The following is a 15177-nucleotide window of genomic DNA, read 5'->3' on the forward strand; positions in this document are numbered from 1 at the left end:
TCATTCACCCGGCCAGCCTACCCCCGGGGCGCCTGCTACATTGGGGTGCGGTGGCGTCCGGGTCCTGGTGGGCCCCCCGGTCTTCAAAACCGGTGAGGCCGAGCATCTCGGCCTGGCGGGTTCGATTCCCGTCCGCCACCGCCAACCAGCGGCAGCCGATGCCGCGTCACGAGGAGGGGCTGTGGACCACGTCGATCCCCGGCGCCTGATACCCCGCACGAACGACCTGCTGGCGCTGCCGGCCGTCCGCGAGGCCCGCAGCCGGCTCAGCGAGCCGGTGGTCCGCGACCTCGTCCGCGACGCCCAGGAGAAGGCGCGGCGCGGCGACATCGCCCCGGGACAGGTGGAACCAGCCGTGCTCGCAGCCGTCGCCGCCCGCAGCGCGACCACCCTGCGGCCGGTCCTGAACGCGACGGGCGTCATCGTCCACACCAACCTCGGCCGGGCCCCCCTGTCCGCCGCTGCCGTCGACGCCCTCGTCGCAGCCAGCGGCTACGTCGATGTCGAGCTGAACCTCGCCGACGGCCGGCGCTCGCGGCGCGGCGCCGGCGCCCGGGCTGCCCTGCTCGCCGCCTGTCCCGCCGCCGAGGACGCCCTGGTGGTCAACAACGGCGCCGCGGCGCTGGTCCTTGCCACCACGGCCCTCGCCGCCGGCCGGGAAGTGGTGGTGAGCCGGGGCGAGCTGGTGGAGATCGGCGCAGGCTTCCGGCTCCCGGACCTGATCGAGTCGACCGGCGCCGTGCTCCACGAGGTGGGCACGACCAACCGGACGCACCTGCGCGACTACGCCGACGCCCTCGGACCCGCCACGGGCTGTGTCCTCAAGGTCCACCCGAGCAACTTCCGGGTCGAGGGATTCACCTCCGCCGTCGGCCTCGAAGAGCTGAAGTCGTTGACGGCCGCGGACGGGATACCGCTCGTGGCCGACCTGGGCAGCGGGCTGCTGGCCCCCGACCCGCACCTGCCGCATGAGCCCGACGCGGCCACCGCGCTGGCCAGCGGGGCCGACGTCGTCATCGCCAGCGGCGACAAGCTGCTCGGCGGCCCCCAGGCGGGGCTGCTCCTGGGCCGCAGGGACATCATCGAGCGGCTGTCCCGCCACCCCCTCGCCCGGGCCGTCCGCGCCGACAAGCTCTCCCTCGCCGCCCTGGAGGCGACCGTCGCTGGCGGGGCGCCCCCGGTCGTCCAGGCGCTGCACGCCGACATCGGAACGCTGCAGCGCCGCACCGAGAGGCTCGCCGCAGCCCTCGGAGTGCCTGTCGTGGCGCACGCCGGCCGGGTCGGGGGCGGCGGCGCCCCCGGCTTCGCACTGCCCGGCTGGGCGCTCCGGCTTCCTGAGGGACTCGCGGGCCTCCTGCGCACCGGCGACCCCGCCGTGCTGCCGCGCGTCCACAGCGGCTCCTGCCTGCTCGACCTGCGGTGCGTCCCCGAGGGCGACGACGATCGGATCCTCGAGGCGGTGCGGAAGGCCCTGGCAGCCCTCGGCGCCGCGGACGCAGGCGCGGCGGGCTGAGACGTGCACGTCGTCGCCACGGCCGGACACGTCGACTCCGGCAAGAGCACCTTGGTGCGCGCCCTGACCGGCATGGAGCCGGACCGCTGGGAGGAAGAACGCCGCCGTGGGCTGACCATTGACCTCGGCTACGCCTGGACCGCCCTGCCGTCCGGGCTGGATGTCGCCTTCGTGGACGTCCCCGGGCATGAACGCTTCCTCGGCAACATGCTGGCCGGGATCGGGCCGGCGCCCGTGGTCTGCTTCGTCGTCGCCGCCGACGAGGGCTGGCAGGCGCAGTCCGACGATCACCGGGACGCCGTCGCCGCGCTGGGCATCGAGCACGGGATCCTGGTCCTCAGCCGGGCGGACCGCGCGTCCGACCAGCGGATCGGCGACGTGCTCGCACGGGCCCGGACGGAGCTGGCCGGGACCGGCCTGCGGGACGCCCCCGCGGTGACGGTGTCCGCCGTCGAGGGCGCCGGCCTGGCCGAACTCCGGACCGCCCTCGATGGCGTGCTGGCCGGCGTCCCGGCACCGAGCACGTCCGGCCGGGTCCGGCTGTGGGTGGACCGGTCCTTCACCATCACCGGTTCGGGCACCGTGGTGACCGGAACACTGGGTGCGGGAACGCTGGCCCAGGGCGACCGGCTCCAGCTGCTCGGGCACGCCGGTCCGCGGGCCGTCGCCGTGCGCGGCCTCCAGAGCCGCGACACCTCATGCACCTCGGTAGGGCCAGTCAGCCGGGTGGCGCTGAATCTGCGCGACATCGCTGCCGCGGACATCCGCCGAGGGGACGCACTCGTGACGCCGGACGCGTGGCCCACCACCGGGGTGCTGGGCATCCAGCGGAGCACGGGCGTGGCCTACACCGACGTGCCGGAGCAGCTCATGGTGCACGTCGGCACCGCCTCCGTGCCGGCGCGGCTGCGTCCCTTCGGCCCCGACCACGCCCGGCTCGTCCTCGACAGGCGCCTGCCGCTCGTGCTGGGGGACCGCCTGGTGCTGCGTGATCCGGGGAGCCGCTCGGTGCTGGGCGGCGCCCGGGTCCTCGACGCCGACCCCCCGGCCCTGCGGCGGCGCGGTGACGGCGCCCAGTGGGCGCAGCGGCTCGCGGGCATGGATCCGGCAGGGGATGTGCTGGGCGAAGTGGCGGCCCGCGGAGCGGTGGAGGCACAGCATCTCCGTCGGCTCGGGCTGCTGGCCGACGACGACGCCGAGGCGCCCTCGGGCGTGGAGGTCCTCGGCGGCTGGTGGGTGCATGCTCCCGTGCTCCACGCGTGGCAGCAGCGGCTCCGCACCGCGGTCGAGGCGCTGCAGGATCGGGATCCCCTGGCGCCGGGCCTGTCCATGGGCGCGGCCCGCGACCTGCTCGCGCTGCCCGATGAGAGGCTGCTCCCGCCGGTCGTCCACGGGGCGGGCCTGGAGCAGGACGGCGGGCACCTCCGGCTGCCCGGGAGCGACCGCAACCTCGGCGCAGCCGAAGCGGCCATCGCCGAGCTGGAGCGCCGACTGGCGGCCCAGGCGTTCAGCGCACCTGAAGCGGACGAGCTGGCCGCGCTGGGCCTCGGCGTCCGGGAGCTTGCTGCCGCCGAGCGTGCCGGCCGCGTGCTGCGGCTGCGCGACGGGGTGGTCCTCCTGCCCACGGCTCCCGCCATGGCGATGCGCACCCTGGCGCGGCTGGAACAGCCCTTCACCACGAGCCAGGCACGCCAGGCGCTCGGCACCACGCGCCGGACCGCGATTCCGCTCCTCGAGCACCTCGATGCGCGCGGCTGGACCCGGCGCCTGGATGCCGGTCACCGCACGGTGGTCCGCTGACCCGGAGGACCCGGGTCCGGGCCGCGGTCCCAGCTGCCCCTCCGTCGAAAGGGCCGGCGAGGTCCCGGAGTCCTTCGGCCCTTGAGCCGGCGCGGGCCGCGGCGGACCATGGCCGCATGGCACACGACAACGCCCCTGCCCATCAGCACCGGGCCTTTTCAGACGACCGCGAGGCGCTCAGCGCCATCGAGGAGCACCACGGGCAGATGCTCCGGCGCGGCAGCGCGCTCGCCGACGCGCTCGTCGCGGCCGTCGCCGCGGGCGACGCCGGCGCAGCCTACGACGAGAAGGCCAACCTCGTCGGGTGGTGCGAGGACGAGCTCATCCCGCACGCCGTGGCCGAGGAGGGCCCGCTCTACGGGCAGGCCCGCCAGACGGCGGAGGCGCACCTCCTCGTGGAAGGGATGCTCCTGGACCACCAGACGATCATCGGCCTCGTCGAGGAGCTCCGCGAGGCGGAGGGGGCCCGGGCGGCGGCCCTGGGCACCGCGATTGCCCGGGCGTTCGCCCTGCACCTGAGGAAGGAGAACGAGCTCCTCTTCCCCTTCATCGCCGCGAACCCGGCCCTGTCCCTCGCCGAGGCGGTCGCAGGCCTCGAGGCACTGGTCGGGGAGTAGCCCGCGGTGAGCCGGGCGCCGGCCCGTGGACCGGGCTGAGTCCATTCAGATGCGGAGCGTGTGCACTCGGAGGCACGCGTTGCTGTACCGTGTCCGCCGTCACAGGAGATGGGCAGGGTACGAGGAGCGACGATGGCCACGACAGCGGAGGAATCGACCGCGGGGGAATCGACCACGGCACCAGCCGGCTGCCGCGCTGCAGAGGCGGAGGGGAATGCCGGCCCGCGAAGGCCGCCCGTGGCGTCCTTCTCCGCCGTCATGGCAGGCTTCATCGCGGTCGCGGGCTCCTACGCGGGCCCGATGGTCGTGGTCCTCCAGGCGGCCACGGCCGCACATCTGAGCGCGGAGCTGACGGCATCGTGGGTGGGCTCGATCGCGATCGCCAGCGGAGTCACGCGCATCGTGCTGAGCGTGGCCACCCGGCAGCCCGTGGTGGTCGCGTGGTCCGTGCCCGGCGCAGCGCTGCTGCTCACCGCCCTGGGCCGCTACCCGTACTCCGACGCGCTCGGGGCGTACGTCGTCGCAGCCGCCGCGGCGCTCGTGCTCGGGGCGCCCGGATGGTTCGGGAAGATCATGGAGGCCGTGCCGCAGCCGGTCGTGGCCGCTGTGCTGGCCGGTGTCCTGCTCCCCTTCGTGCTCAAGGCGAGCAGCGCTGTCGTGGAGGCGCCCGTCGTGGGCGGCGGTCTCGTCCTCGCCTTCCTGCTCGGCCGCAGGTACCTTCCCCGCTACGCGGTGCTCGCCGCGCTCGCCGCGGGAGCCCTGCTCGCCGCGGCGACGGGCGCAGTGCGGATGCCGAGCCTCACCTGGGACTTCTCCGGCCCCGTATGGACGACGCCGACCTTCGGCCTCCCGGCGGTCGTCGGCATCTCCGTGCCGCTGCTCGTCGTGACGATGGCGGGACAGAACGCCCCGGGCCTGGCGATGATGCGCCAGCTCGGGTACGACGCCGGGCACAGGACCATGATCGGAGGCGCATCGCTCGCCTGGCTGCTCTCGGCTCCCTTCGGCGCCCACGGGATCAACCTTGCAGCCATCACCGCGGGGATCTGCGCGGGCCGCGAGGCCCACGAGGACCCGGCGCGCCGCTACATCGCAGGTGTCTCGTGCGGCGCCTTCTACATCCTGTTCGGCCTCTTCAGCACCACGGCAGTGGCCCTTGTCGCCGCGGTCCCCGGTGCGCTCCTGACGTCCCTGGCGGGGGTCGCGCTCCTCGCCGCGACCCAGGGCGCGATCGTCGATGCCCTCGGGCGGCACGGCGGCGGGGGCAGGGCGACGCCGCACGCGGCCGAGGCCGCCATGGTCACGCTGGCCGTCACGGCGTCCGGGGTGAGCGCACTCGGGATCGTCGCCCCGTTCTGGGGCCTCGTGGCAGGCACCGTGGCGTACGCCGCGCTGGGGATGTTCAGGCGGCAGCGGCCGCGAAGTGCGCCTCGATGAGCTCGCGCAGCCCATCGCGGCAGCCGCCGCAGCCGGTCCCGGCCCTCGTCTTCCGCGAGATGTCCTCGACGGTCGAGCACCCGTTGCCGACCGCCTCCTGCACCTCCCCGCGGCTCACTCCGGCGCACCGGCACAGCGTGGCCTCAGGGCCGGTCCCTGCCGCCGAGGGGCCTCCGGCGAGGGCGGCCTCCGGGCCGTCCAGGCGCAGGATGACGGACCGGTCGGCGGGCAGCTCCGCGCCTGACTCGAACAGCAGTGTGAGCTCCGCCGCCGCCCGGGGCATGCCGAGGGCCACGAAGCCGACGAGCACCCCGGCGCGGGTGGCCATCTTCACGTAGGCCCCGTGCTCCGGGTCCGACCACAGGGAGACCTGCAGCGGCGGGGGCCCGGACTCGCCCGCGGCGTTCTCGAGCGAGAAGGCATCCCACGGGTCTGCAGCCACGGCCCCGGCGAGTGCGAGGTTCACGCCGCGGGCCTTGAGCAGGATGACCGGGGCCCGCTCCGGGCCCAGGGGCGCGGGCGCGGGCTCGCCCAGGAGCTCGCTGCGGAAGCGGGCGGCGAGCCAGTCTGCGTGGCGCCACCCCGGGGCGAGGAGTCCGCTCGGGGCCTTCTCGCCGGGCTGGGCGCAGTCGCCGATCGCGAAGACATGCTCGGTGTGCAGGGCCCGCAGTCCCTCGTCCACGAGGACCCCGGCGCCGACCGCGAGGCCCGCGCCCTCTGCGAGCTCCGTCCTGGGGCGGGCCCCGCACGCGAGGACCAGGAGGTCGCCGTCGATGGCCGAGCCGTCGTCGAGCAGCAGGGCACGGAAGGCCCCTCGGGGCCGGTCTCGAGGCCGGTCGAGCGTGCGTTGCCGGCGACCCGGACGCCCTGGCGGCGCAGGGCCGCGGCGAGTGTGGCCCCGCCGGCGGCGTCGATCGTGCGGCCGAGCGGCCGGTCCCCGTGGTGGACCACGGTGACGGTGGCGCCCTCCTCGCTCGCCGCGAGTGCCGCCTCGAGGCCGAGCACGCCCCCGCCGAGGACCACGATCCTGCGGCGTCCCTCGACCGCGGAGGCCAGCCGCGCGGCGTCGTGCACGTCGCGGAGCGCCGTGACGCCCGGGGGGAGGACGGGATGCAGCGGGTCCGGGTTGAGCCCCGTGAGGTTGGGCACCACGGCGCGGGCGCCGGTGGCCAGGACCAGCCGGTCGTAGGCGAGCCCGGTGCCGTCGGCGAGACGGACCGCCCGCCGGGACCGGTCCACCCGGGCCACCCGGGTGCCGGTCAGCACGCGCACGCCGTCCCGGGCGAGCTCCTCCGGGTCGGCGAGGGCCATGGCCCCCAGAGCCGTCCGGCCCACGCCGAGGTCCGCGATGAGCACCCGGTTGTAGGCGGGGAGCTCCTCCTCGCCGACCACGGTGAGCTCGAGCGCCCCGGCCGCCACGGCGGGCCGGAGCTCGTCGACGAAGCGCGCGGCGACGGGGCCGAAGCCGACGACGACGATGCGGGGCCGGGCGGGCGCGGAGCCCGCCGGGCGCTGGGCTGGGGCAGTCATCGCGAGGCCTCCCTCGAGGGCACGGGGACGGGGACAGGGACCGGGGTGGGCGCGGGCGGCGCGGCCGTGACCGTGGTTCCGGGCTGGGGCGCGTCCCGCGGCAGGGGCGCCACGAGCACGCTCGTGGTCTTGAACTCGGGCATCCCAGAGATCGGGTCGGTGCGCTGCTCGGTCACGCGGTTCGCCGTTGCGGTGCCCGGGAAGTGGAACGGGACGAACACGGTGTCCGGCCGCACCTCGGAGGTCAGCCGTGCGCGGCAGCGCACCTCCGGGGCGCCCGTCCGGGGGCCAGACGCGGTGGGACCGGCGCGGCGGACGGTGACCCACGCGCCGTCGGCAATCCCGAGGCGGGCGGCCGAGGCGGGGTGGATGTCCAGGCTCGCCTCGGGGCGGGCGGCCGCGAGCGAGGCCACCCGCCGGGTCTGCGCCCCGGACTGGTAGTGCTCGAGCAGCCTGCCGGTCGCGAGCTGGAACAGCGATGGATCCCGCGGGGTGGCGGCGCCCGCCTCGGCGCCCGCGGGCGTCAGGGGCCGCACGGGCACGATCCTCGCCCGGCCGTCCGGGTGGGCGAAGCGTTCGAGGAAGAGCCGCGGCGTTCCCGGCGACCCCGCGCCCTCGGGCGCTGCGCTTTCGGACCCCGCGCCCTCGGGCGCTGCCGGGCACGGCCAGTGCAGCGCCTCTCCGGCGTCCAGCCGCTCGTAGGTGATGCCCGAGTAGTCCGCCGGGCCGCCGGCCGAGGCGGCGCGGAGCTCCTCGAACACCGCGCGCGGGTCGTCGGGGAAGGCAGACGGCGCGCCGAGCAGGGCCGCGAGCCGGTGCATGATCCACAGCTCGCTGCGGGCCCCGGCAGGCGGCTCGGCGGCGCGGCGCCGCCGGAGCACCCGGCCCTCGAGGTTGGTCATGGTGCCCTCCTCCTCGGCCCACTGGAGCACGGGGAGCACGAGGTCGGCCTCGCGGGCGGTCTCGGAGAGGAAGAAGTCGCAGACCACGAGGAAGTCCAGCGACCGCAGCGCGGCCCGCACGGCCGTCGCATCGGGGGCGGAGACCACGAGGTTCGCCCCGTGCACGAACAGGCAGCGGACGCCGCCGGCGTTCTTCTGTCCGACCGGGTCCTCAGAGGCGGGCTTGCCGAGGGAGGCCAGGAGTTCGACGGCGGGCAGTCCGGGCCCGGGGATGCTCGCCTCGGGCACGCCCCAGACCCGGGCCAGGTGCGCGCGGGCGGCGGGGTCGGTGATCTTGCGGTAGCCCGGGAGCTGGTCGGACTTCTGGCCGTGTTCGCGGCCGCCCTGGCCGTTCCCCTGGCCCGTGAGCGTGCCGTAGCCGCCGCGCGGGGAGCCGGGCAGGCCGAGCAGGAGCGCGAGGTTGATCGCGGCCGTCGCCGTGTCGGTGCCGTCGGCGTGCTGCTCGACGCCCCGGCCCGTGAGGATGTAGCACGAGCCGGTCCGCGCGGAGTGGGCGAGGCGCCGGGCCGTCTCGCGGAGCAGGGTGGCCGGGACCCCCGTGGCCGCCTGCACCCGCTCGGGCCACCACGGCGCGACGGAGCGGGCGAGCGCCTCGGGCCCCTCGCCGGGGGCCGCGGCGGCCACGCGCTCTGCCAGGTAGTCGCGCGCCGCGAGCCCCTCGGCGAGGACCACGTGGGCGAGGCCCAGGAGGAGCACCAGGTCGGTGTGCGGGGCGGGCTGGAGGTGCAGGCCCGCGCCGTCGTCCGTGAGCGCCGCGGTGGCGGAGCGGCGCGGGTCGACGACGATCAGGCCGCCCGCCGCCCGGGCCCCGGCGAGGTGGGCCACGAACGGGGGCATGGTCTCGGCCACGTTCGAGCCGAGCAGGAGCACCGTGTCCGCCCCGGCGAGGTCCGCCACCGGGAAGGGCAGCCCCCGGTCGAGCCCGAAGGCCCGGCTGCCGGCCGCCGCGGCCGAGGACATGCAGAACCGGCCGTTGTAGTCGATCCGTGAGGTTCCGAGGGCGATCCGGGCGAACTTCCCCAGCAGGTAGGCCTTCTCGTTGGTCAGCCCGCCCCCGCCGAAGACGCCCACGGCGTCCTTCCCGTGCCGGGCCTGCGCGCGCCGGACCTCCGCCGCCACCCGCTTGAGGGCGGCGTCCCAGCTGACGGGGCGGAGCCCGCCGTCGTCCGCCCGCATCAGCGGCTCGGTGAGCCGGCCCGGGTGGGCCAGGAGCTCCGCGGAGGTCCACCCCTTCCGACACAGCCCTCCCCGGTTCGTGGGGAAGTCGCGGCCGGCGACCTCCGGGACGGTGGACGCCGTGCCGGGGGTGCTGAGGCTCATCGCGCACTGCAGCGCGCAGTAGGGGCAGTGGGTCGGGACGGCCGGTCCCGCGGTGGCCTGGCTCATGCGCCCGCCTGGGCCACGAGGGACCCGCGGCGGAGGTAGCAGGCCCAGCACACGGCGAGCATGAGCGCGTAGGCCGCAACGAACCCCAGGAAGGCCGGGACGTAGGATCCCGTGGCGGCGCTCGAGGCGCCCAGCAGCTGGGGGATCACGAAGCCGCCGTAGGCGCCGACCGCGGAGATGAGGCCGAGGGCGGCGGAGGCGAGGCGGGCGGTGTGCGACGCCGGCGCGCCGCCTCGGGCGGCCCGGCTCGCCCTGGCGAAGATCACCGGGATCATGCGGTAGGTGGACCCGTTGCCGATGCCGCTCGCAGCGAACAGCACGAGGAACAGGGCGAGGAAGAGCCAGAAGCTCGCCAGCGGGAGCGTCGCGACGAGGGCAATCGTGGCCGCCGCCATCACCGCGAACGAGGCGACGGTGATCCGCGCCCCGCCGAAGCGGTCCGCGAGCCTGCCGCCGTAGGGGCGGGACAGGGAGCCGACGAGGGGGCCCAGGAACGGGAGGGAGAGCGCGGCCGGCACGCCCGCGGCGCTCACGGTGAAGACCGAGTACGCGGGGAAGATGTCGTGGATGAGCTTCGGGAAGACGCCGCTGAAGCCGATGAACGAGCCGAAGGTGCCGATGTAGAGGAGGGCCACGACCCACAGGTGCGGCTCCTTCAGCGCGGCGAGCGAGCCCGCGAGGTCGCCCTTGGCGTTGGCGAGGTTGTCCATCCGCCCCAGCGCCCCGAACGCGGCGACGAGGACGAGCGGAACCCACATGAGCCCCGCGACGGCGAGCGTCGAGCCGGCCTTGCCCGTGGCGGCGGCTCCGCTGGCCACGAAGGCGGCCAGGCTCACCGCCAGCGGGACGGCGAGCTGGGCGATCGCCGCACCGAGGTTGCCGCCGGCCGCATTCAGACCCAGCGCCCAGCCCTTCTCCCGAGCCGGGAAGAAGAAGGTGATGTTCGCCATCGAACTCGCGAAGTTGCCCCCGCCGACCCCGGCCAGCCCCGCCACCGTGAGCATGAGCCAGAAGGGCGTCGCGGGGTTGGACACGCACGCCGCGAGGCCGAGCGTGGGGATGAGGAGCAGGAGCGCGGAGACGACCGTCCAGTTGCGTCCGCCGAAGCGGGACACCGTGAACGTGTAGGGGATGCGGAGCGTGGCGCCGACCAGGCTCGGCATCGAGATGAGCCAGAACGTCTGGGAGGTGTCGAAGCGGAATCCGGCCGCGGGCAGCGAGACCACCACGATGGACCACAGCTGCCAGACGACGAAGCCGAGGAACTCGGCGAGGATGGACCAGCGCAGGTTCCTGCGGGCCACCGCCCGCCCCTCCGACTCCCACTGGGCCGTGTCCTCGGGGTTCCAGTGCTCGATCCAGCGCCCGCGGCGGACGTCGAGCCGGAGGCTCTGGGGTGCCGGGCTCTGGACTCCCGGCGCCGGGGCGGGCGTGGTGGTCGATTCGGTGCTCATGGGTCCTCCTGAGACGGGGGAGTGGGCTTCTCTGGATCGCCTTCCACGCTAGGAACGCGGCGTTTCGGCCAGCATCCAGGGCCGTTAACACGCCGTGACATCTCCCTCTCACCGGTCGCGGCGCCGCCGTGAGTTCGGAAGGGGCCAGGAGGTATCCGGGAACGCGGACTCGGTTCCGTCTCGCGATGCGGACCGCTTGTCCGTTGGGTGGACGGCGCGGGCATAGGATGGCTTGTACTCAATCCCAGGACCGGAAGTCAATCCTCGGTCCAGCATGTGAAAGCGATGCCATGTCCACCACATCTGCGGTGACGGAGCCCTCGGCCGCACAGTCGGCCAACACGAAGGGCCGAGTCATCTTCTCGAGCCTCATCGGCACGACCATCGAGTTCTTCGACTTCTACGCGTACGCGACGGCGTCCGTGCTCGTGTTCCCGAAGCTCTTCTTCCCGAACGCCACCGACATCAACGCCATCCTGTCCTCGTTCGCGATCTTCGGCGTCGCATTCGTCGCGCGCCCGGTCGGCTCGATCGTGTTCGGCCACTTCGGCGACAAGCTCGGGCGCAAGGGCACCCTCGTCGCATCGCTGGTCACGATGGGCCTCGCGACCTTCCTCATCGGCCTCCTCCCGCCGGCGACGACGCCCGGCTGGGTGGTGCTCGCCCCGCTGCTGCTCGTGGTGTTCCGCTTCCTCCAGGGGCTCGCCCTCGGCGGCGAATGGTCCGGGGCGGCGCTCCTGGCCACCGAGAACGCCCCCGCGAACAAGCGCGCCGTGTGGGGAACCTTCCCGCAGCTCGGCGCCCCGATCGGCTTCATCATCGCCAACGTGATGTACGTGGTCATGAACAGCTTCCTCACCGCGAAGCAGTTCGAGGACTTCGGCTGGCGCATCCCCTTCCTGTTCAGCATCATCATGGTCGCGATCGGCCTCTACGTGCGCCTCAAGCTGGTCGAGAGCACCTCGTTCAAGAAGGTTCTCGAGGAGGAGAAGGTCGCCAAGGTTCCGCTCGCGGCGACGTTCCGGCACCACTGGCGCGCGGTCATCGCCGGCACGTTCATCATGCTGGCGACGTACGTGCTCTTCTACCTGACCACGAGCTTCACGCTCACCTACGGCACGGCGACGGACAAGGTCGAGGTGGCCCGCGCCGCCGCCCAGAAGGCCGGCAAGCCGTTCGACGCGTCCGCGTTCGTCCCCGGCCTCGGGATCGACCGCGGCCTGTTCCTGTGGATGCTCATCATCGGCGTCGTGTTCTTCGGCATCTTCACCGTGGTCTCCGGGCCGCTCGCGGAGAAGTACGGCCGCCGCCGGTTCCTGCTCTGGGTCACCGGCCTCATCTTCGCCTTTGGCCTGGCCTGGGGCCTCATGTTCGGGCCCGGCACCGGCGCCGCGATGGTCGGCCTGATCGTGGGCTTCACCCTCATGGGCGCGACGTTCGGGCCGATGGCCGCGATCCTGCCCGAGCTCTTCCCCGCCAACGTCCGCTACACGGGCTCCGCGATCGCGTACAACCTCTCCTCGGTCCTCGGTGCGGCGCCGGCCTCGTTCGTCGCGATCGCCCTGTGGCAGTTCGGCAAGGGCAGCACGGTGTGGGTCGGCGTGTACCTGGCACTCGCCGCCGTCCTGACGTTCGTGGCGCTCCTGCTGACCAAGGAGACCCGCGACGCCGAGTTCGAGGACAACGTCTCGGCCTAGAGACCTGACCCCGGGTCCCACAAGACGTGACCCCGCGTCCAAGAAAAGGTGACCCCGCGTTGGAATTCCAGCGCGGGGTCACCTTTTTGGCGACGCGGGGTCAGGTCTCTCGCGACGCGGGGTCAGTCCTCGATCGTGGCGATGACCGCGCCCGCGCCGACCGTCTGCCCCGGCTCCGCGGTGAGCCCGCGGACGGTGCCGGCCTTGTGCGCGGTGAGCGGCTGCTCCATCTTCATGGCCTCGAGCACGACGACGAGATCGCCTTCCGCGACCACGTCGCCGTCCGCGACGGCCACCTTGACGATCGTGCCCTGCATCGGGGCGGTGAGCGCGTCGCCGCCGGCCGCGGTGGCCGCGGAGCCGCGCGCGGTGCGGGGCTTCTTCTTGGGCTTGGCCGCCCGCCCGGTGCCGAGGGACAGCGAGCCCGGGATCGTCACCTCGAGCCGCTTGCCGCCCACCTCGACGACGACGCTCTGCCGCGCCCCGTCGTCGTCCGCGCCGTCAGCGGCGGCCGGACCACCGGCATACGGCGGGATCGTGTTGTCGAACTCCGTCTCGATCCAGCGGGTGTGGATGGAGAACGGGCCCTCCTCGGGCGCGAACGCGGGATCGCGCACCACGGCGGCGTGGAACGGCACGACCGTGGGCATGCCGGTGATGACCAGCTCGTCGAGGGCCCGGCGCGCCCGCTGGAGCGCCTGGGCGCGGCTGGAGCCGGAGACGATGAGCTTGGCGAGCATGGAGTCGAAGTTGCCGGAGATGACCTCGCCGGCCTCGATGCCCGAGTCGACGCGCACGCCGGGGCCCGTCGGGTAGCGCAGCGTCTCGACGGTCCCGGGGGCCGGCATGAAGCCGCGGCCCGGGTCCTCGCCGTTGATGCGGAACTCGAACGAGTGGCCGCGGACCTCGGGGTCGTCGTAGCCGAGTTCCTCGCCGCGGGCGAGCCGGAACTGCTCGCGCACGAGGTCCAGGCCCGTGACCTCCTCGGACACGCAGTGCTCGACCTGGAGGCGGGTGTTGACCTCGAGGAAGCTGATGGTCCCGTCCTGGCCCACGAGGAACTCGCACGTCCCCGCGCCGAGGTAGCCGGCCTCCTTGAGGATGGCCTTCGAGGACTCGTACAGGCGCTTGGTCTGCTCCTCGCTCAGGAACGGCGCCGGCGCCTCCTCCACGAGCTTCTGGTTGCGGCGCTGCAGCGAGCAGTCGCGGGTCGAGACGACGACCACGTGACCCGTCGAGTCTGCGAGGCACTGCGTCTCGACGTGGCGCGGGGCGTCCAGGAAGCGCTCGATGAAGCACTCGCCGCGGCCGAACGCCGCGGTCGCCTCGCGCACGGCGGACTCGAACAGCTCGGGGATCTCCTCGAGCGTGCGCGCCACCTTGATGCCGCGGCCGCCGCCGCCGTAGGCGGCCTTGATGGCGACGGGCAGGCCGAACTCCCGGGCGAACGCGAGGACCTCGTCCGCGGATTCGACCGGGTCCGCCGTGCCGGGGACCAGCGGGGCGCCGACCTTCTCGGCGATGTGGCGCGCGCGCACCTTGTCGCCGAGCGCGGCGATGGCGTCGGGGGAGGGACCGATCCACGTCAGGCCCGCGTCGATGACGCGCTGGGCGAAGTGGGCGTTCTCCGACAGGAAGCCGTAGCCGGGGTGGACGGCGTCGGCCCCGGAAGCGCGGGCGGCGTCGAGGATCTTGTCCATCACGAGGTAGGACTCGGCCGCGGTGGTGCCGCCCAGCGCGAAGGCCTCGTCCGCGAGGCGCACGTGCAGGGCGTCCCGGTCGGGGTCGGCGTAGACGGCGACCGAGGCGATGCCCTCGTCGCGGGCCGCGCGGATGACGCGGACGGCGATCTCGCCGCGGTTGGCGACGAGCACCTTCGTGATGGGCTTGGTGGCAGCGCTGAGGGACAAGGCAACTCCGTTCTGTACTGCGGGAAGCCTAGCGCCGACTTGGTGGAATCGCCCATATTGGTGGCGGATTCCGTGCGTAGCGGGCCGATCCTTTGTAGGGGACCTACAAAGTCAGCGGTCGACGGCGGCCGCCCACCAATCCGTGAGGCGCACCCCCGCGCTGGCCAGGAGGGCGCGCAGGGTCGAGACGGACAGGCCCACCACGGCGTGCGGGTCGCCGTCCACCCGGGACAGGAACGCGCCACCGAGACCGTCGATCGTGAACGAGCCCGCGCAGTGGAGCGGCTCGCCCGTCGCCACGTAGGCCTCGATCTCCTCGGGGCGCATCTCGGCAAACTCCACGCCCGCCGAGGCGAGCTCGCCGCGCCCGGGCCACGCGCCGCCGTCGTGCGCCCCGGAGTCGCCGCGGGCGGGCGTGTGCTCGGTGCGGCAGTCGATGAGCCAGTGGCCGGTGTGCAGGACGCCCGCGCGGCCGCTCATGGCCGCGAGCCGCTCGCGGGCCACCTCGGCGGTGTAGGGCTTGCCGAGGGCCTGGCCGTCGAGCTCGAAGACCGAGTCGCAGCCGAGCACGAGGGTGCCCGCGGCCGCGGGCAGGGCGGCGACGGCCTCGGCCTTGGCGCGCGCCAGGAGCAGCGCGGTGTCAGCAGGGGTTGCCTCGGGGTGCCCCGCGGCCACGGCGACCTCGTCCACGTCGGAGACGAGGATCCGGTGCGGGACGCCGGCCTCCTCGAGGAGCTTGGTCCGGGCGGGGGACTTGGACGCGAGGATGAGCGTGGGCGGGGCCGGTGGAGCTGTGTGGACGGTCACGACGCACAGCCTATCCCTGCCGCGCGGGCCGCCCGGGCGTCCGGGAACGCAGGACGGCCCCGGC

The 15177-nt window shown here is 74.3% G+C and carries 9 protein-coding genes, 1 tRNA gene and 1 pseudogene; 6 read left to right on the forward strand and 5 right to left on the reverse strand.

Features of this window, described 5'->3' with window-relative positions:
• Positions 1-49 precede the first annotated feature (49 nt).
• The 5 genes from SA2016_RS07510 (at position 50) to SA2016_RS07530 (ending at position 5367) form a co-directional block, all read left to right on the forward strand.
• Positions 50-144: transfer RNA gene (locus tag SA2016_RS07510), tRNA-Sec, on the forward strand.
• 37 nt (positions 145-181) lie between these two features.
• Positions 182-1513: an L-seryl-tRNA(Sec) selenium transferase gene (gene selA, locus SA2016_RS07515; protein WP_066497044.1), complete on the forward strand. Its 1332-nt coding sequence runs from the start codon at positions 182-184 to the stop codon at positions 1511-1513.
• 3 nt (positions 1514-1516) lie between these two features.
• The gene (gene selB, locus SA2016_RS07520) at positions 1517-3313 is read left to right on the forward strand and encodes a selenocysteine-specific translation elongation factor (protein WP_066497046.1); all 1797 of its coding nucleotides are present in this window, start codon (positions 1517-1519) and stop codon (positions 3311-3313) included.
• Positions 3314-3429: 116 nt separating this feature from the next.
• The gene (locus SA2016_RS07525) at positions 3430-3930 is read left to right on the forward strand and encodes a hemerythrin domain-containing protein (protein ID WP_066497047.1); all 501 of its coding nucleotides are present in this window, start codon (positions 3430-3432) and stop codon (positions 3928-3930) included.
• A 132-nt stretch (positions 3931-4062) separates the two neighbouring features.
• Entirely contained in the window at positions 4063-5367 is a 1305-nt protein-coding gene (locus SA2016_RS07530) for a benzoate/H(+) symporter BenE family transporter (RefSeq protein ID WP_084249390.1), read from the forward strand.
• Here SA2016_RS07530 and SA2016_RS07535 read toward each other — a convergent pair.
• The 3 genes and pseudogenes from SA2016_RS07535 to SA2016_RS07545 all read right to left on the reverse strand — a co-directional run bounded on the left by SA2016_RS07535 (position 5333) and on the right by SA2016_RS07545 (position 10699).
• A pseudogene (locus SA2016_RS07535) lies at positions 5333-6897 on the reverse strand (FAD-dependent oxidoreductase). The gene SA2016_RS07530 and the pseudogene SA2016_RS07535 overlap by 35 nt on opposite strands.
• On the reverse strand, positions 6894-9245 hold the full coding sequence (locus tag SA2016_RS07540) for a molybdopterin oxidoreductase family protein (protein ID WP_084249391.1): 2352 nt from the start codon (positions 9243-9245) through the stop codon (positions 6894-6896). The pseudogene SA2016_RS07535 and the gene SA2016_RS07540 overlap by 4 nt, the downstream one beginning before the upstream one ends.
• Positions 9242-10699, reverse strand: coding sequence for an MFS transporter (locus tag SA2016_RS07545; RefSeq protein ID WP_066497049.1), 1458 nt, complete (start codon positions 10697-10699; stop codon positions 9242-9244). The genes SA2016_RS07540 and SA2016_RS07545 overlap by 4 nt, the downstream gene beginning before the upstream one ends.
• Positions 10700-10989: 290 nt before the next feature.
• On the opposite strand from SA2016_RS07545, the gene SA2016_RS07550 reads away from it, so the two are divergent.
• Positions 10990-12396 (forward strand): MFS transporter, encoded by a 1407-nt coding sequence (locus tag SA2016_RS07550; RefSeq protein WP_066497052.1) that lies wholly within the window; start codon positions 10990-10992, stop codon positions 12394-12396.
• Positions 12397-12518: 122 nt separating this feature from the next.
• On the opposite strand, the gene SA2016_RS07555 is transcribed toward SA2016_RS07550, so the two are convergent.
• Together SA2016_RS07555 and SA2016_RS07560 are read right to left on the reverse strand one after the other, a co-directional pair.
• The gene (locus SA2016_RS07555) at positions 12519-14306 is read right to left on the reverse strand and encodes an acetyl/propionyl/methylcrotonyl-CoA carboxylase subunit alpha (protein ID WP_066497054.1); all 1788 of its coding nucleotides are present in this window, start codon (positions 14304-14306) and stop codon (positions 12519-12521) included.
• 111 nt (positions 14307-14417) lie between these two features.
• Positions 14418-15113 carry a Maf family protein gene (locus tag SA2016_RS07560; RefSeq protein ID WP_066497056.1) on the reverse strand — a complete coding sequence of 232 codons (696 nt, stop codon included), beginning with the start codon at positions 15111-15113 and terminating at the stop codon, positions 14418-14420.
• Positions 15114-15177 lie beyond the last annotated feature (64 nt).

The sequence above is a fragment of the Sinomonas atrocyanea genome, from assembly GCF_001577305.1.
GTDB classification, from domain to species: domain Bacteria; phylum Actinomycetota; class Actinomycetes; order Actinomycetales; family Micrococcaceae; genus Sinomonas; species Sinomonas atrocyanea.